This is a genomic window from Citrobacter sp. Cpo090 (assembly GCF_030332665.1).
GTDB classification, from domain to species: domain Bacteria; phylum Pseudomonadota; class Gammaproteobacteria; order Enterobacterales; family Enterobacteriaceae; genus Citrobacter; species Citrobacter portucalensis.
In genome coordinates this window covers 125,269-142,847 of record NZ_JAOWHK010000023.1, presented here as the reverse complement: position 1 = coordinate 142,847, position 17,579 = coordinate 125,269, and the positions used below count along the sequence as shown (strand labels likewise).

Below are 17,579 nucleotides of genomic sequence, written 5' to 3'. Positions count from 1 at the left end.
TTCTTTAAGGTAAGGAGGTGATCCAACCGCAGGTTCCCCTACGGTTACCTTGTTACGACTTCACCCCAGTCATGAATCACAAAGTGGTAAGCGCCCTCCCGAAGGTTAAGCTACCTACTTCTTTTGCAACCCACTCCCATGGTGTGACGGGCGGTGTGTACAAGGCCCGGGAACGTATTCACCGTGGCATTCTGATCCACGATTACTAGCGATTCCGACTTCATGGAGTCGAGTTGCAGACTCCAATCCGGACTACGACATACTTTATGAGGTCCGCTTGCTCTCGCGAGGTCGCTTCTCTTTGTATATGCCATTGTAGCACGTGTGTAGCCCTACTCGTAAGGGCCATGATGACTTGACGTCATCCCCACCTTCCTCCAGTTTATCACTGGCAGTCTCCTTTGAGTTCCCGGCCGAACCGCTGGCAACAAAGGATAAGGGTTGCGCTCGTTGCGGGACTTAACCCAACATTTCACAACACGAGCTGACGACAGCCATGCAGCACCTGTCTCAGAGTTCCCGAAGGCACCAAAGCATCTCTGCTAAGTTCTCTGGATGTCAAGAGTAGGTAAGGTTCTTCGCGTTGCATCGAATTAAACCACATGCTCCACCGCTTGTGCGGGCCCCCGTCAATTCATTTGAGTTTTAACCTTGCGGCCGTACTCCCCAGGCGGTCGACTTAACGCGTTAGCTCCGGAAGCCACGCCTCAAGGGCACAACCTCCAAGTCGACATCGTTTACGGCGTGGACTACCAGGGTATCTAATCCTGTTTGCTCCCCACGCTTTCGCACCTGAGCGTCAGTCTTTGTCCAGGGGGCCGCCTTCGCCACCGGTATTCCTCCAGATCTCTACGCATTTCACCGCTACACCTGGAATTCTACCCCCCTCTACAAGACTCTAGCCTGCCAGTTTCGGATGCAGTTCCCAGGTTGAGCCCGGGGATTTCACATCCGACTTGACAGACCGCCTGCGTGCGCTTTACGCCCAGTAATTCCGATTAACGCTTGCACCCTCCGTATTACCGCGGCTGCTGGCACGGAGTTAGCCGGTGCTTCTTCTGCGAGTAACGTCAATTGCTGCGGTTATTAACCACAACACCTTCCTCCTCGCTGAAAGTACTTTACAACCCGAAGGCCTTCTTCATACACGCGGCATGGCTGCATCAGGCTTGCGCCCATTGTGCAATATTCCCCACTGCTGCCTCCCGTAGGAGTCTGGACCGTGTCTCAGTTCCAGTGTGGCTGGTCATCCTCTCAGACCAGCTAGGGATCGTCGCCTAGGTGAGCCGTTACCCCACCTACTAGCTAATCCCATCTGGGCACATCCGATGGCAAGAGGCCCGAAGGTCCCCCTCTTTGGTCTTGCGACGTTATGCGGTATTAGCTACCGTTTCCAGTAGTTATCCCCCTCCATCGGGCAGTTTCCCAGACATTACTCACCCGTCCGCCACTCGTCACCCAAGGAGCAAGCTCCTCTGTGCTACCGTTCGACTTGCATGTGTTAGGCCTGCCGCCAGCGTTCAATCTGAGCCATGATCAAACTCTTCAATTTAAGTTTGATGCTCGTGAATTAAACTTCGTAATGAATTACGTATGTTCACTCAGAGACTTGGTATTCATTTTTCGTCTTGCGACGTTAAGAATCCGTATCTTCGAGTGCCCACACAGATTGTCTGATAAATTGTTAAAGAGCAGTTGCGACGCGCTTTAGCGCTCTGTCGCGAGGTCCCGTATATTACGTTTTCCTCATTCAGAGTCAAGCATTTATTTTTGCTTTTCTCTACGAGATTCTCAGTGGAACCCCGCTGACCCGGCGGCTTGTAATCCGTTGTTCCGTGTCAGTGGAGGCGCATTATAGGGAGTTATTTCAGGCTGACAAGGGGAAATTTAAAATAATCTTCCGAGTGCGTATTTTTTCACCAAAACCACTTAAACTGACAGTTTTTCGAGCGTTTTAAAGCCATAGCGCTGTAGCACGGGCAATAATTGCTCGGCTTCTGTCGTCATTGCCATACAAAATGCAACGTTCTCATCGGTTGATTTCGCATCTGGCGCTTCATGTTCTAATAGCCAGGCCGTACGGCGCGCAATCGCGGCACCAGAATCAACCAGCCGCGTCCCCTCTGGAAGAACCTGCAAAAGCTCTTCCTGTAATAGAGGGAAATGAGTGCAGCCGAGCACCACCGTGTCAGGCGGTTCCGACATCCGCAACCATGGACGTAGAATGCGGCGCAGCTCTTCCAGAGAAACTGTTTCACCGTGCAGTTTCGCTTCCGCCAGTTCCACCAGCTCAGCAGAACCCAACATTGCAATTTGACATTCGTTAGCGAATCGCGCAATCAGCTCATGGGTATACGAGCGCTTCACCGTTGCACGTGTAGCCAGTAACCCCACAATGCCATTCGCCGTGAGCCGCGCCGCCGGTTTAATCGCAGGCACCACGCCCACAACCGGGAAAGCAAACTTCTCACGTAATGCAGGAAGCGACACCGTGCTTGCTGTATTACATGCGATGACCGCAAGAGAGAGGGGATAGCGCTGCTGGACTGCAGTCACAATCTCAACAACACGCTCGACGATAAACTCCTCGCTCTTCTCTCCATAAGGAAAGGCGACGTTGTCGAAAGCGTAGATATAGTGGAGATCCGGCAGAAGACGCCGGATCTCGTCATAGACCGACAACCCACCGACGCCGGAATCAAACACCAGCACGGTGGGACGGGGATCAGAAGGTGTAGCTGCCAGACAAGGTGTATTCCCGTCCTGCAGTTGCGTAGCCATAAACTGTCTCGTAATCTTTATCGAACAGGTTGGCGATTTTACCACGAACTGTCAGCTGTGAGGTGATTGGATATGAGGCAGAGATATCTAACAGGCTATACGACGGCATACGACGCTGTGTGCTGGAAAACTGATTCGAGTTATTATTGTAACTCTTGCCATAATATTGATAGGACAAATCCATATCAAAGCCGAGCATCGTCCAATCCAGTTGGTATTTGTATTGCTGACGGGAACGATGAGCCAAGACTTCATTATCAGAATCCCGACGCGGGTCAAGATAACCCATGCTAATACGATGCGTCACTGGCCCAGTATCAAAGTCTCCTGTTAACTCTACACCTTTAATCGTTGCTGACTGGGTATTGTAGTACACCCCTGTCATACCGTTATCTGGGGAGTAATAATCAATCAGATTTTTAATTTTGTTCTGGTATGCCGCAAGCCGCCAGTTAACCGGTCCTGTCAACCCTTGTAATCCGACTTCAAATTGACCTGATTTCTCGGCTTCCAAATTAGGGTTAGGGGTAATATACAAACGGCTTTGGCCATACATTTGCCCCAGTGTAGGCGCCTGGAATCCTGTGCCATAGGAAATTGTTACTTGGTAATCAGGTACAAACTCCCAGCCTACTGCTGTTTGCCAGGTGCCATTCCAACCAAATTGTTCGTTATCATCTCCACGTAGCGCGCCTTCAAGAGTTACCGTATCCACCTTTTGTTGCGCAGTCAGATAATAACCGGTGTTATCACGCTTATAATCATTAGAGTTATACGTATCAACTGATGTCAGTTTTTGTTGTTGCCAGTCAATACCCGCACTAACCGTTCCTTTCCCTACTATGAAGCTGTTGCCCCACTGGACGTTTTTCTGCGTCATATCATCAAGCGTGGTCCCTGCTTGATACAAGCCTTGCGTACTGGAATAGTTATAGTCTTTATATTTCTGATAACTACCAGTAAGTTGTGTGGAGTAAAAATCATTATTCCATGCAAGTCCTGTTTCATAGGTGTGGTTGTAAACCTGGTGCTCATCACCCCCATCTTTATAGCCTGCATCATAGTCCGTATTGTTGCTATAACCATAACCACGAACAAAAGCGGATAATTCGTCAGTGAATTTGTGGGTCACTCCAGCCCAAAATGTCTTATTACGGAAGCCATCACGGTCACTATCTCCCGAATATGATGAATCGGGTTGAACGTTGTAGCCTTTTGTATCAGTGAAAGAGCCAGCAATCGTCGCCAGTGTATCTTCGCCAAGCTCCTGACGCAGACTCGCATCGTATTGCTGGTAATGATTAGACCCCACCCCAACCTGAACTTTACCGCCGGGTTGCGTATTCTGGGTAATGATATTGATAACACCGCCAATTGCATCCGCACCATAGACTGCCGAGCGCGGGCCACGAATCATTTCAATACGTTGAATCAAAGAGAGGGGGATTTGACTAAAATCGGCAATACCTGTGATTCCCGACTTTGCCAAAGGAATGCCATCAATTAAAACCAAAGTATGGCGCGCTTCTGCACCACGGATATAGATATTACTGGATTGTCCCATCCCCCCATTTTGCGCAACATCCACACCAGGCAGACGACGCATCACATCAGTCAGATCTTTTGATTGCCAACGATCGATATCTTCGCGTGTCACAATTTCAGTAGGTGCCAGCACAGTGTTAACAGGCTGCTGAAAACGGTTGGCAGTAACGACGAGAGTATCTGGGCTAGTATCCTGTGCCCAACCAGAAAATGCCGTGACGGACAGTGCCGTGCACAGCAACGATTTTTTAATCATTGTAAAGCATCCACAATATAAGAAGGATGCCGCAGGTCCCACCGATAGTACGCGATGATGAAAGCCAGATGCGACGTTAGCCGGCAGGTCTTCGGGCTTGGAGGCAACTTAAAGAGACGATAACTTCCCACGGCATGCCGCAGTGTCTGCACCAGGTGCGCTCATCCCCTACCTTCCTTACCGCTGCGCGTCAGCTCCAGATTCACACTGGATTCCCTTTTAACTCACAGGACCGGAAAACGGATGCTACAGTTTGTTACAACCCACTGTCCAGACCACGCATCACAATATCGGAAATCATCAATGACTGGACATCTGTTGAGCAATCCCTACAATCCCCGCGTACTTTTATTTTTCAGGACGCATCATGACCCCCGAACACCTTCCGACAGAACAGTACGACGCACAGTTAGCTGAAAAAGTGGTGCGTCTGCAGAGCTTAATGACGCCATTTTATGCACAGGCTCCGGAAGTGTTTCGCTCACCGGTCAGCCACTACCGTATGCGCGCGGAATTCCGTCTGTGGCATGACGGTGATGATCTGTACCACATCATGTTCGACAGCCAGACCAAAAACCGTATCCGTGTTGACAGCTTCCCGGCGGCCAGCGAGCTTATCAATACGCTGATGGCGGCAATGATCGACGGCGTTCGCAATAACCACATCCTGCGCCACAAACTGTTCCAGATTGATTACCTCACGACCCTGAGCGATCAGGCGGTGGTATCGATGCTGTACCATAAAAAGCTGGATGATGAATGGCGTCAGGAAGCCGAAGCACTGCGGGATGCGCTGCGGGCGAAAAACCTGAATGTGCATTTGATTGGCCGGGCAACCAAAACCAAAATCGAGCTGGATCAGGACTATATTGACGAACGCTTACCGGTGGCGGGTAAAGAGATTATCTATCGGCAGGTTGAAAACAGCTTCACCCAGCCGAATGCCGCCATGAATATTCAGATGCTGGAATGGGCGATTGATGTCACCAGGGGGTCAAAAGGCGATCTGCTTGAACTGTACTGCGGCAATGGCAATTTCTCGTTAGCCCTCGCACAAAACTTCAACCGCGTGCTGGCCACTGAAATCGCCAAGCCATCCGTTGCTGCTGCACAGTACAACATTGCGGCTAACCATATTGATAACGTACAAATTATCCGCATGGCGGCCGAAGAATTTACTCAGGCAATGAACGGCGTTCGCGAATTTAACCGTTTGCAGGGGATCGATCTGAAGAGTTACCAGTGTGAAACTATCTTCGTTGACCCACCGCGCAGCGGTCTGGACAGCGAAACGGAGAAAATGGTGCAGGCGTATCCGCGCATTCTGTACATCTCCTGCAATCCGGAGACATTGTGTAAGAACCTGGAAACGTTAAGCCAGACGCACACTGTTTCACGTCTGGCTCTGTTCGATCAGTTCCCGTATACGCACCATATGGAGTGCGGAGTACTGTTAACGAAGAAATAAGACTGAACGTAGGCCGGATAAGCACTGCCTGTTCAGATTGCCGGATAGCGGCTTTCCCTATCCGGCCTACAGCTATAACTGTTACTCCGCTATTTCCTGCTTACGGTTACGCACTTTAAAGCCGATCCAGAACACCAGAATTACAGACAGTACCGCCGGGAAGAAGTTAGAGCCAATATCCGGATATTCAGCGCGTACCACTGTGCTGTACAACAGAACGCCGAGGATAAAGCAGGCGGCAGCCAGGCCCGGCAATCCCACAGGCATGGTGCGATTTTGATAGCGTTGATGCAGACAATACACCGTCAGCACCAGCGAAATGATCGGGAATACTGAGAATGGCACAATGGAGCTAAACAGCGCCGCAAATGTACCATTGATCGATAAGCCAGCAACCAGCGCCAGCAGCAGCGTACCTTTATCTTGACCTGACTGTTTCATTGCTTGTCCTTCTCGTTACTCGGAGTGGTGCGTCATCTTCTCTTGTTCACGGCGGTACCAATAAAATGCGCCTTTCGCGATCATGCGTAGTTGCAATACCAGCCGCTCTTCCAGCTGTCGACGCTGCTCGGCGCCAACATCCAGTGCTTCTGCCCCGGCGCTGAACACAATGGTTACCATGGCTTCGGCTTGCGCTTCAGTAAACGCACGAGGCATATGGTTTTCGAGTTCCAGATAGTCCGCAAGTTCCGCAATGAAGTGCTGAATTTCACGAGCGACCGCTGCACGAAACGCTGCGGATGTCCCCGAACGCTCGCGCAATAATAAACGGAAGGCGTTGGGATTGTTGCCGATGAACTCCATAAATGTTGAGACCGAGGTGCGGATCACACTCCCGCCCTTCGCAATACGCTGGCGCGCCTGGCGCATCAACTGACGCAGCATCAGACCGCTCTCGTCCACCATCGTCAGGCCGAGTTCATCCACATCGCGGAAATGGCGATAAAACGAGGTTGGCGCAATGCCCGCTTCACGAGCAACTTCGCGTAAACTGAGACTGGCAAAACTGCGCTCAGCGCTCAGTTGACTAAATGCGGCTTCTACCAGCGAACGCCGGGTTTTTTCTTTTTGTTGCGCTCTAACGCCCATCACGATGTCTGAATCCTTCCACATACCTTGCTGGCACTATACCAGAGATTAGGCGGTTGGCATGGCTTTGTGAATGATTGTTTACGCGCAGTTTGTGCTTCGAGTTCGCAAAAAAGCACAACGATAATTGGGTTATCTCAACAACGATGTTACTATTCTGTTGCTTTTATGTATAAGAACAGGTAAGCCTGACCATGTCACATTCTTACGATTACGATGCAATAGTAATAGGTTCCGGTCCCGGCGGCGAAGGCGCGGCAATGGGTCTGGTTAAGCAAGGAGCGCGCGTCGCGGTGATTGAGCGCTATCATAACGTCGGCGGAGGTTGTACCCACTGGGGCACCATCCCGTCGAAAGCTCTCCGCCACGCCGTCAGCCGCATTATTGAATTCAATCAGAACCCACTGTACAGCGACCACTCCCGACTCCTTCGTTCTTCTTTCGCCGATATTCTCAACCACGCTGATAACGTTATTAATCAGCAAACGCGTATGCGGCAAGGATTTTACGAGCGCAATCACTGCGAAATTTTGCAGGGGAATGCCCGTTTTGTTGATGAACACACGATTGCCCTGGAATGTCACGACGGTACGGTGGAAACGCTGACCGCAGATAAGTTCGTTATTGCCTGCGGCTCACGTCCTTATCGACCTGTTGATGTCGATTTTTCGCATCCCCGGGTTTACGACAGCGACTCTATCCTGAGCCTGCACCACGAACCCCGCCATGTGCTGATTTATGGCGCGGGGGTCATTGGCTGTGAATATGCGTCGATCTTCCGTGGAATGGACGTCAAAGTTGATTTAATCAACACCCGCGATCGTCTGCTGGCATTCCTCGATCAGGAGATGTCCGACTCGCTCTCTTACCACTTCTGGAACAGCGGTGTGGTCATTCGCCACAACGAAGAGTACGAGAAGATTGAAGGCTGCGATGACGGCGTCATCATGCACCTGAAATCCGGTAAGAAACTGAAGGCTGACTGCCTGTTGTACGCCAATGGCCGTACCGGTAATACCGATTCGCTGGCGCTGGAAAATATTGGTCTGAAAACCGACAGCCGCGGACAGTTGAAGGTCAACAGCATGTACCAGACGGCGCTGCCGCACGTGTATGCCGTAGGGGATGTGATCGGTTATCCAAGCCTGGCATCGGCGGCCTACGACCAGGGACGCATTGCCGCCCAGGCGTTGGTAAAAGGCGAAGCCACCGCGCATCTGATCGAAGATATCCCAACCGGGATTTATACCATTCCGGAAATCAGCTCCGTTGGTAAAACCGAACAGCAGCTCACGGCAATGAAAGTTCCCTACGAAGTTGGCCGCGCCCAGTTTAAGCATCTGGCACGCGCGCAAATCGTGGGTATGAGTGTCGGAACGCTGAAGATCCTGTTCCATCGCGAAACCAAAGAGATTTTGGGGATCCACTGCTTTGGGGAGCGCGCGGCCGAAATTATTCACATCGGACAAGCGATAATGGAGCAAAAAGGTGGTGGTAACACTATCGAGTACTTCGTTAACACCACCTTTAACTACCCAACCATGGCAGAAGCCTATCGGGTAGCGGCGCTAAACGGCTTAAACCGCCTGTTTTAACGCACTGTCGAAATGGCCATCCATTGATCCACGGATGGCCTCTGCCAGCTGTTCATAACGGCTGCGCAGCGGCGAACCAGGACGGTACACCAGGCCAATCGTACGACGCGGTTCGGGTTTAATGCATGGCAGATAAACGACACCATCACGCTTACGCTCCGGCGGAACGGCCAGCGCAGGCAGTAAGGTAATACCGCTTCCTGCCGCCACCATGTTACGCAGCGTTTCCAGACTGGTTGCCCGGAAATGGGTATCTTCATCAGCACCCGCTTCAAAGCAGAAGCCCATCGCCTGATCGCGCAGGCAGTGGCCATCTTCCAGCATCAGCAGTTTTTCACCCGCCAGATCGGACATCGGTACACAGTCACGATTTGCCCATGGGTGATCTTCATAGATCGCCAGCATCATAGGCTCATCAAATAGCGGTACTTCGATGAACGCCTCACTCTCTTTGACCAGCGCCAGAATGACGCAGTCGAGCTTACCGCTATCCAGTTGCGCCAACAGCTGATGTGTCTGCGCTTCATGGAGATACATTTCCAGTTTTGGGAAGGTCTGGTGCAACATCGGAATAATATGCGGCAGCAGGTATGGCCCCACCGTTGGGATCAAACCAATATGCAGCGGGCCAGACATTGTCTCGCCTTGTTGGCTTGCCATCTCCTTGAGCACTTTGACCTCGCGCAGCACGGTGCGCGCCTGATCCACCAGCAGCAAACCGGCCTGGGTGAACAGCACCTTGCGACTCGTACGCTCCAGCAACATGACGCCAAGCTCATCTTCCAGCTTGCGGATCTGCCCGCTCAGCGTTGGTTGGCTAACGTGACAGGAGTCTGCCGCTCGTCGGAAGTGACGATGTTCGGCTAGCGCCACCAGGTATTCAAGATCACGAATATTCATTATTCATCCTCCATCGCCACGATAGTTCGTAGCGATAGGTAGCATAGCAACGAACGATTATCCCTATCAAGCTTTCTGTTTAATAATGCACCACAGAAACGGAACGGTACCCCTTTAACCCTTGAAGCTACTGTCCGTTTTGAGAGTTTCTCTCATACTCGAAATAACTAAAGCCAACGTGAACTTTTGCGGACCTTGCGTCCGCATTTTTTTTGCATAAAAAAGCCCGGCGTCGCAAAGCTCGGCCGGGTTATGGTTTGGTAGGCCTGATAAGCGTAGTGATATCAGGCAGAACGGCGCACATTGCCGGATGGCGGCTTCGCCTTATCCGGCCTACAGGCGTGCCTTCGCATAGTCGATCGCCTGCGCAACCTGCTGCGGCGAAACGCCACCTTTCGCTGCACGTTTATCCAGACACGATTGCAACGAGAGGATCGGGTAAACGTCATCGCCGATCACCTGGCTAAACTTTTGTAAGTCAGTGAGTGACAGCGCTTCCAGCGGTTTGCCCTGACGAATCGCCTCGACCACCGTTTCCCCCACAATATGGTGCGCTTCGCGGAACGGGACGCCTTTCGCCACCAGATAATCCGCCAGCTCAGTGGCGTTAGCATAACCCTGCTGCGCCGCTTCCTGACAACGCGGACGTTTCACCTGGATGCCATCCAGCACCAGCGCGGCCATATGCAGACAGTCCAGCCAGGTGTCGAGCGCGTCGAACAGCCCTTCTTTGTCTTCCTGCATATCTTTGTTGTATGCCAGCGGGAGGCCTTTTAAGGTCATCATCATGCCAGTCAGCGCACCCTGCACGCGACCACATTTGCCACGGATCAGCTCCAGCGCATCTGGGTTTTTCTTCTGCGGCATCAGAGATGAACCGGAAGTCACACGGTCGGACAGCTCAACAAAGCCCGCTTCGCCGGTATTAAAGAAAATCAGATCTTCAGCAAAACGCGACAGGTGTACCATGCCGATAGAGGCGTCGGAGAGTAGCTCCAGCACGTGGTCACGGTCAGAAACGCTGTCCAGGCTGTTGCGCGTTGCCGAGGCAAAGCCCAACCAGCCCGCCAACTGCTCACGATCGATTTCATACGCCGTACCCGCCAGCGCGCCGCAGCCTAACGGACTGACGTCCAGGCGTTTGAGCGCATCCTGCAAACGGCTCTCGTCACGCGCCAACATTTCAACATAGGCCAGGCACCAGTGAGCAAACGTCACCGGCTGCGCACGTTGCAGGTGGGTGTAACCCGGCATGACGGCGTCCTGGTTATTCTCCGCCGTCACCACCAGCGCAGTTTGCAACTGACGATTGGCCGACAGTAATTCGATAACCGTGTCTTTACACCACAGCTTGAGATCGGTCGCGACCTGGTCATTACGGCTACGCCCGGTATGCAGTTTTTTACCAAGCTGGCCGACTTTATCAATCAGCTTACCTTCCACCCAACTATGAATATCTTCGGCATCGCTTTGCAGAATCTGCTGAGGATTCGCGCGAACCTCTTCCAGCAGGTTATTCAGCGCCTCTTCCAACTGCAGCTGTTCATCGGCAGTCAGTACACCGACCGTTACCAACGCTTTGGACCAGGCCACAGAGCCAACAATATCCTGTTCTGCCAGGCGGTAGTCAAAACGCAACGAGTCGTTGAACTGTTTGAACCGCTGATCTGCTGCCTGTGTAAAACGCCCACCCCAAAGTGCCATAACGAATTTCCTTAATATGATATTTTTGCCCGGTGGCGCTGCGCTTACCGGGACTACAAAACCCACATAGGCCGGATAAGGCGAAGCCGCCATCCGGCACATTAATAGTTAAGCCAGAATACGCGTACCGATTGGCGTGCCGTTAAACAACGCCGGAAGTTGCTCTGCATGACGCCAGGAGGCGATATCCACCGGACGGCCCAACGTACGCGCGGCATCCAACGCCGCATTCACCTTCACAATCATGCCATCGGTAATGATGCCCTGTTCAATCAGCTGTTCCGCTTTCGCCGCAGTCATTTCGGCAATGCGCTGGCCTTTGCCATCCAGAATACCGCTCACATCAGAGAGCAGGATCAGATCCGCACCCAGCGTTGCCGCCAGCGCCGTTGCAGCCTGATCGGCATTCACGTTCATCAGCAGACCATCATCAGTGACGCCAATAGAGCTCACTATCGGCAGAAAACCGTTTTCCAGCAGCGTGTTAATCAGTTTAGGCGAACCCGGCTGCGCCAGTCCAACATGACCCAGTTCTTTATCGAGCGGCGTCACTTTTACGCTGTCGCCATCGCCAAGATACAGCCCCACGGACGCGATGTGATGCTTTTTCGCCCAGGCCAGCAAAGTTTTATTCGCCGTTCCCGCCAGGGCACCGGTAATAATGTCAATTTGATCGGCAGGCGTGACGCGCAGACCATTTTTCTTTTTCACCGGCAGATTCAGCTGCTTCATCAGTTCGTCGACCACGCAGCCGCCACCGTGCACAATGACCAGCGGGCGCTGGTGCGACTCACGATAATTCACCAGTGCGGTAAACAAGCGCTCCAGCGCCTCTTCGCTATCCAGTAAAACGCCGCCCAGCTTGATAATTAATGGATTCATTGTTGCACCCTTAAATAAGAGACTGCGTTTGGACAAAGCCAAAACGAATATTTGCGCACTGCATCGCCTGTGCCGCCGCGCCTTTCAATAAGTTGTCTTCCGTCGCCACCACGATCAGATGCTCACCCTGTACGGCAAACCCGATATCGCAGAATGGTAATCCAACCACATTCTTCAGCGCCGGAACCCCTTTGTCATACAGACGCACCAGCGGTTTATCGCTATACGCCTGTTGCAGCGTCTGAGCCACCTGTGCATGGGTTACGCCCGCTTTAAGGCGGCAAGTGATAGTTTCCAGAATTCCGCGCGGGAAGTTGCCCAGATGCGGGGTGAAAATCACTTCAGCCCCCAGATGAGTGGCGATTTCCGGCTGGTGACGATGGGTAAACACGCCATACGGTTGCAGGCTTACTTCGCAAAAACTATTAGAGATAGCCGCTTTACGGCCCGCGCCGCTCACGCCGCTGGTCGCATTAATTACCGGCCACTGGCTGAGATCCAACAGCCCGGCATCAATCAACGGCTTCAGCGAAAGCTGCGCCGCCGTCGGGTAACAACCCGGCACAGCAATCAGATTCGCTTCTTTCAACTTGTCAGCGTTCCACTCCGCCAGCCCGTAAACTGCCTGCTCCAGCAGATCGGGGTGCTGATGGGTAAAACCATAATATTTTTCATAGAACGCGCCGTCATTTACGCGAAACGCGCCAGAGAGGTCAAACACCACGCAACCGGCCTGCAAAAACTGCGGAGCCAGGTCATGACTTACCTCATGAGCCGTTGCGAGAAACACAACATCCACCCCTGAGCTAAACTCGCTGATATCTGACATTGGCTGCAACGGTAAATCGACAATACCTTTCAACTGCGGATGCAAATCGGAGATTAATTTTCCTGCATCATTGCTTTGCGCTGAGACGGTCAAAGCGGTTATGGTCATATCAGGATGGCGATTTACATAGGTCACAAGCTCTGCGCCGGCATAGCCACTGGCGCCCACAATCAGCGTATTCAACATCGGGGCTGCTCACCTTCTTAGATTCTGTTGCCAGGTATAAGCCTTTATCACCTCACCTTACACTTGGTGGGTTTTATTACGCTCAACGTTAATGTATTTTTATTCACAAATACTGCATGAATATTGATACTATCATGACCCGAGGTGTGTCAACAATGAAAAACAATTTACCGCCATTTATCGAGATTTACCGCGCTCTGATTGCCACGCCATCGATTAGCGCTACCGAAGAAGCGCTCGATCAAAGCAATGCAGGTTTAATCACTCTGCTGGCGGGCTGGTTTAAAGATTTAGGTTTCAATGTGGAGGTCCAGCCGGTTCCCGATACGCGAAATAAATTCAATATGCTGGCGAGCATTGGACAGGGCGCGGGTGGTCTGTTGTTGGCGGGCCATACCGATACCGTACCCTTTGACGACGGACGCTGGACACGCGATCCGTTCACCCTGACCGAGCATGACAATAAGCTCTATGGTTTGGGTACGGCGGACATGAAAGGCTTCTTCGCCTTTATCCTCGATGCGTTGCGTGATGTCGACGTCACGCAGCTGAAAAAGCCCCTCTACATTCTGGCCACTGCTGACGAAGAGACCAGCATGGCGGGAGCTCGCTACTTCTCTGAAACCACTGCTCTGCGCCCAGACTGCGCGATTATTGGCGAACCCACTTCACTGCAACCGGTTCGCGCACACAAAGGTCATATCTCTAATGCGATACGCATTCTGGGACAGTCAGGTCATTCAAGCGATCCGGCGCGTGGTGTCAATGCGATTGAACTGATGCATGATGCGATCGGCCATATCATGCATCTGCGCGATGACCTGAAAGCGCGCTATCACCATGATGCCTTTACCGTCCCGTACCCGACGCTAAATTTGGGCCACATTCACGGCGGCGACGCCGCCAACCGAATCTGCGCCTGCTGCGAACTGCATATGGATATTCGCCCGCTACCAGGTATGACGCTAAACGATCTCAATGGGTTACTTAACGAAGCGCTGGCCCCTGTCAGCGAACGCTGGCCGGGTCGCCTGACCGTATCGGAACTGCATCCGCCGATTCCAGGCTATGAGTGTCCACCTGACCATCAACTGGTAGAGGTGGTTGAGAAACTGCTGGGCGCACAGACTGAAGTGGTGAACTACTGCACCGAAGCGCCATTTATCCAAACGCTTTGCCCGACGCTGGTATTGGGTCCAGGTTCTATTAATCAGGCGCATCAGCCGGATGAATATCTGGAAACGCGCTTTATTAAGCCAACCCGCGAATTAATCACCCAGGTTGTGCATCATTTCTGCTGGCATTAACTGCCTGTCACCCCGCTAATCCTTTAGTGGTAAGCGGGGCGATTTTTTAACATTTCCATAAGCAACGCTTATTTGATTGGATGTGAATTAAATAACGTAAATTCACGGCATTTATTCGTTTGCTGAACCGATTTCGCAGCAATTGACGTCACGTGTTTTACGTGGCTTTATAAAAGACGGCTAAAAAGTTAAGTCCGCAAGATTTCGCGTGATAGTCAGGCGCGAAAGATACAGGACATATTCAAAATAGATGGGGTGTCTGGGTTAATATGAACGAACAATATTCCGCGTTGCGTAGTAATGTCAGTATGCTCGGCAAAGTGCTGGGAGAGACCATCAAGGATGCGCTGGGAGAGAACATTCTTGATCGCGTAGAAACAATTCGTAAGCTGTCCAAATCATCTCGCGCTGGCAATGAAGTTAATCGCCAGGAATTGCTCACCACACTGCAAAATCTGTCTAACGACGAGCTGCTGCCGGTTGCCCGCGCATTTAGCCAGTTCCTGAACCTGGCCAACACCGCCGAGCAGTACCACAGCATTTCGCCAAAAGGCGAAGCAGCCAGCAACCCGGAAGTGATTGCTCGCACTCTGCGTAAACTGAAAGAGCAGCCCAACCTCAATGACGCCACCATCAAGAAAGCCGTAGAATCACTCTCTCTGGAGCTGGTACTCACCGCCCACCCGACCGAGATCACTCGTCGTACTCTGATCCATAAAATGGGTGAAGTGAACGCCTGCCTCAAGCAGCTTGATAATAAAGATCTCGTCGATTATGAACGCAACCAACTGATGCGCCGTCTGCGCCAGCTCATTGCCCAGTCCTGGCATACGGATGAGATCCGCAAACTGCGCCCAAGCCCGGTTGATGAAGCCAAATGGGGTTTCGCGGTAGTTGAAAACAGCCTGTGGGAAGGTGTGCCGAACTACCTGCGTGAGCTGAATGAACAACTGGAAGAACATCTTGGATATAAGCTGCCGGTTGATTTTGTCCCGGTTCGATTTACCTCCTGGATGGGCGGCGACCGTGACGGCAACCCGAACGTAACGGCGGATATCACCCGTCACGTGCTGCTGCTCAGCCGCTGGAAAGCGACAGACCTGTTCCTGAAAGACATCCAGTTTCTGATTTCTGAACTGTCGATGGTGGATGCCACGCCGGAACTGTTGGCGCTGGTGGGCGAAGAAGGCGCAGCAGAACCTTACCGCTATCTGATGAAAACCCTGCGTTCTCGTCTGATGGCAACCCAGGCCTGGCTTGAAGCCCGTCTGAAAGGCGAGAAATTGCCGAAACCTGCGGGACTTCTCACCCAAAACGAACAGCTCTGGGACCCGCTTTACGCGTGCTACCAGTCTCTACAGGCCTGTGGCATGGGCATCATCGCCAATGGCGAATTGCTCGACACCCTTAGGCGCGTGAAGTGTTTCGGCGTGCCGCTGGTACGTATTGATATTCGTCAGGAAAGCACCCGCCATACTGAAGCCCTGGGCGAACTGACCCGTTATCTGGGTATTGGCGACTACGAAAACTGGTCGGAAGCGGATAAACAGGCTTTCCTGATCCGCGAGCTGAATTCCAAGCGTCCGCTGCTGCCGCGTAACTGGGAGCCGAGCAACGACACCCGCGAAGTGCTCGACACTTGTCGGGTCATTGCCGAAGCCCCATATGGCTCCATTGCCGCCTATGTTATCTCGATGGCGAAAACTCCGTCGGATGTGCTGGCCGTGCATCTGCTGCTAAAAGAAGCCGGAATTGGTTTTGCTATGCCGGTCGCTCCGCTATTTGAAACGCTGGACGACCTCAACAATGCCGATGACGTCATGTCTCAACTGTTGAATATAGACTGGTACCGAGGCTTTATTCAGGGCAAACAGATGGTCATGATTGGCTACTCTGATTCCGCAAAAGACGCGGGCGTGATGGCGGCCTCCTGGGCGCAATACCAGGCTCAGGACGCGCTGATCAAAACCTGCGAAAAAGCCGGTATTGAACTGACGCTGTTCCACGGTCGCGGTGGTTCCATTGGTCGCGGCGGCGCGCCTGCGCATGCGGCGCTGCTCTCTCAACCGCCGGGCAGCCTGAAAGGCGGTCTACGCGTGACAGAACAAGGGGAGATGATCCGCTTTAAGTACGGCCTGCCGGAAGTGACCATCAGCAGCCTGTCGCTGTATACCGGAGCAATTCTGGAGGCCAACCTGTTACCACCGCCAGAACCGAAAGATAACTGGCGTCATATCATGGATGAGCTTTCCGATATTTCCTGCGAGCTATACCGTGGATATGTGCGTGAAAACAAAGACTTCGTCCCTTATTTCCGCTCAGCTACACCTGAGCAGGAACTGGGTAAACTCCCGCTCGGTTCACGTCCGGCAAAACGCCGTCCGACCGGTGGCGTTGAGTCTCTGCGCGCCATTCCGTGGATCTTCGCCTGGACGCAGAACCGCCTGATGCTCCCGGCCTGGCTGGGTGCAGGCACCGCGCTGCAAAAAGTGGTTGAAGATGGTAAGCAAAGCGAACTTGAAGCCATGTGCCGCGACTGGCCATTCTTCTCCACACGCCTTGGCATGCTGGAAATGGTTTTCGCGAAAGCAGACCTGTGGCTGGCGGAGTATTACGATCAACGCCTGGTCAAAAAAGATCTGTGGCCGTTGGGTGCAGAGCTACGCCAACGCCTGGCAGCAGATATCGATGTCGTACTGGCGATTGCCAACGACTCACATTTGATGGCCGACCTGCCGTGGATTGCCGAGTCAATTCAGTTAAGAAATATTTATACTGATCCGCTGAACGTATTACAGGCAGAGCTGTTACACCGCTCACGCCAGGCAGAAGAACAGGGCAATTCACCGGATCCGCGCGTGGAACAAGCGCTGATGGTGACCATTGCTGGTGTCGCCGCTGGTATGCGTAATACAGGCTAACATCCCTCCCCCGTCGCCTTCGTGCTATTATTCGGAGGCGACGGCAAAAACCGCTGTTACAACCACTTCATTTTCAATATATTCCCCTCGAATATATTCATTAAATGAATATAACG

The 17,579-nt window shown here is 52.4% G+C and carries 12 protein-coding genes, 1 rRNA gene and 1 riboswitch; of the genes, 4 read left to right on the top strand and 9 right to left on the bottom strand.

All coding sequences use genetic code 11. The annotated features are described in order from the left end of the window. Positions 1-10: 10 nt before the first annotated feature. The 3 genes from OGY83_RS02515 to btuB all read right to left on the bottom strand — a co-directional run bounded on the left by OGY83_RS02515 (position 11) and on the right by btuB (position 4,582). Positions 11-1,552, bottom strand: a 16S ribosomal RNA gene (locus OGY83_RS02515). A 377-nt stretch (positions 1,553-1,929) separates the two neighbouring features. Further along, positions 1,930-2,781 (bottom strand): glutamate racemase, encoded by an 852-nt coding sequence (murI, locus tag OGY83_RS02510; RefSeq protein ID WP_003825097.1) that lies wholly within the window; start codon positions 2,779-2,781, stop codon positions 1,930-1,932. Continuing rightward, a complete protein-coding gene (gene btuB / locus OGY83_RS02505) occupies positions 2,726-4,582 on the bottom strand; it encodes a TonB-dependent vitamin B12 receptor BtuB (RefSeq protein WP_003825100.1) in 1,857 nt (618 codons plus the stop codon). Before btuB ends, murI begins: the two co-directional genes overlap by 56 nt. Positions 4,583-4,647: 65 nt before the next feature. Beyond that, positions 4,648-4,834: riboswitch (cobalamin riboswitch) on the bottom strand. A gap of 115 nt (positions 4,835-4,949) precedes the next feature. Here btuB and trmA point away from each other — a divergent pair. Beyond that, the gene (gene trmA, locus OGY83_RS02500) at positions 4,950-6,050 is read left to right on the top strand and encodes a tRNA (uridine(54)-C5)-methyltransferase TrmA (protein ID WP_286635171.1); all 1,101 of its coding nucleotides are present in this window, start codon (positions 4,950-4,952) and stop codon (positions 6,048-6,050) included. Positions 6,051-6,131: 81 nt separating this feature from the next. Here the strand turns inward: trmA and OGY83_RS02495 are convergent, their stop codons facing one another. Together OGY83_RS02495 and fabR are read right to left on the bottom strand one after the other, a co-directional pair. Next, positions 6,132-6,491, bottom strand: coding sequence for a YijD family membrane protein (locus OGY83_RS02495; protein ID WP_003825114.1), 360 nt, complete (start codon positions 6,489-6,491; stop codon positions 6,132-6,134). 15 nt (positions 6,492-6,506) lie between these two features. After that, positions 6,507-7,142: an HTH-type transcriptional repressor FabR gene (fabR, locus tag OGY83_RS02490; protein WP_003028862.1), complete on the bottom strand. Its 636-nt coding sequence runs from the start codon at positions 7,140-7,142 to the stop codon at positions 6,507-6,509. Between the two features lie 191 nt (positions 7,143-7,333). Here fabR and sthA point away from each other — a divergent pair, with 191 nt between their 5' ends. Further along, a complete protein-coding gene (sthA, locus tag OGY83_RS02485) occupies positions 7,334-8,734 on the top strand; it encodes a Si-specific NAD(P)(+) transhydrogenase (protein ID WP_003028860.1) in 1,401 nt (466 codons plus the stop codon). Here the strand turns inward: sthA and oxyR are convergent. From oxyR to argC, 4 genes are all read right to left on the bottom strand, one after another. Further along, positions 8,717-9,634, bottom strand: coding sequence for a DNA-binding transcriptional regulator OxyR (gene oxyR / locus OGY83_RS02480; RefSeq protein WP_008787060.1), 918 nt, complete (start codon positions 9,632-9,634; stop codon positions 8,717-8,719). The two genes, sthA and oxyR, sit on opposite strands and share 18 nt — an antisense overlap. 333 nt (positions 9,635-9,967) lie before the next feature. Further along, positions 9,968-11,338, bottom strand: a complete 1,371-nt coding sequence (gene argH, locus OGY83_RS02475) for an argininosuccinate lyase (protein WP_123269159.1) — start codon at positions 11,336-11,338, stop codon at positions 9,968-9,970. 108 nt (positions 11,339-11,446) lie between these two features. Beyond that, entirely contained in the window at positions 11,447-12,220 is a 774-nt protein-coding gene (argB, locus tag OGY83_RS02470) for an acetylglutamate kinase (protein ID WP_191213588.1), read from the bottom strand. Positions 12,221-12,230: 10 nt separating this feature from the next. Continuing rightward, entirely contained in the window at positions 12,231-13,235 is a 1,005-nt protein-coding gene (gene argC, locus OGY83_RS02465) for an N-acetyl-gamma-glutamyl-phosphate reductase (protein ID WP_286635168.1), read from the bottom strand. Positions 13,236-13,390: 155 nt separating this feature from the next. Between argC and argE the strand changes: the two genes are divergently transcribed. Together argE and ppc are read left to right on the top strand one after the other, a co-directional pair. Beyond that, on the top strand, positions 13,391-14,542 hold the full coding sequence (gene argE / locus OGY83_RS02460; RefSeq protein WP_079939345.1) for an acetylornithine deacetylase: 1,152 nt from the start codon (positions 13,391-13,393) through the stop codon (positions 14,540-14,542). A gap of 269 nt (positions 14,543-14,811) precedes the next feature. Then, complete coding sequence (ppc, locus tag OGY83_RS02455; RefSeq protein ID WP_286635166.1) at positions 14,812-17,463, top strand: phosphoenolpyruvate carboxylase; 2,652 nt, start codon at positions 14,812-14,814, stop codon at positions 17,461-17,463. Positions 17,464-17,579: the final 116 nt, after the last annotated feature.

Coding starts and splice junctions, on each gene's coding strand:
- murI (WP_003825097.1), bottom strand. CDS start 2,781: ATGGCTACGCAACTGCAGGACGGGAATACACCTTGTCTGGCAGCTACA.
- sthA (WP_003028860.1), top strand. CDS start 7,334: ATGTCACATTCTTACGATTACGATGCAATAGTAATAGGTTCCGGTCCC.
- OGY83_RS02495 (WP_003825114.1), bottom strand. CDS start 6,491: ATGAAACAGTCAGGTCAAGATAAAGGTACGCTGCTGCTGGCGCTGGTT.
- argB (WP_191213588.1), bottom strand. CDS start 12,220: ATGAATCCATTAATTATCAAGCTGGGCGGCGTTTTACTGGATAGCGAA.
- ppc (WP_286635166.1), top strand. CDS start 14,812: ATGAACGAACAATATTCCGCGTTGCGTAGTAATGTCAGTATGCTCGGC.
- argH (WP_123269159.1), bottom strand. CDS start 11,338: ATGGCACTTTGGGGTGGGCGTTTTACACAGGCAGCAGATCAGCGGTTC.
- btuB (WP_003825100.1), bottom strand. CDS start 4,582: ATGATTAAAAAATCGTTGCTGTGCACGGCACTGTCCGTCACGGCATTT.
- argC (WP_286635168.1), bottom strand. CDS start 13,235: ATGTTGAATACGCTGATTGTGGGCGCCAGTGGCTATGCCGGCGCAGAG.
- trmA (WP_286635171.1), top strand. CDS start 4,950: ATGACCCCCGAACACCTTCCGACAGAACAGTACGACGCACAGTTAGCT.
- argE (WP_079939345.1), top strand. CDS start 13,391: ATGAAAAACAATTTACCGCCATTTATCGAGATTTACCGCGCTCTGATT.
- oxyR (WP_008787060.1), bottom strand. CDS start 9,634: ATGAATATTCGTGATCTTGAATACCTGGTGGCGCTAGCCGAACATCGT.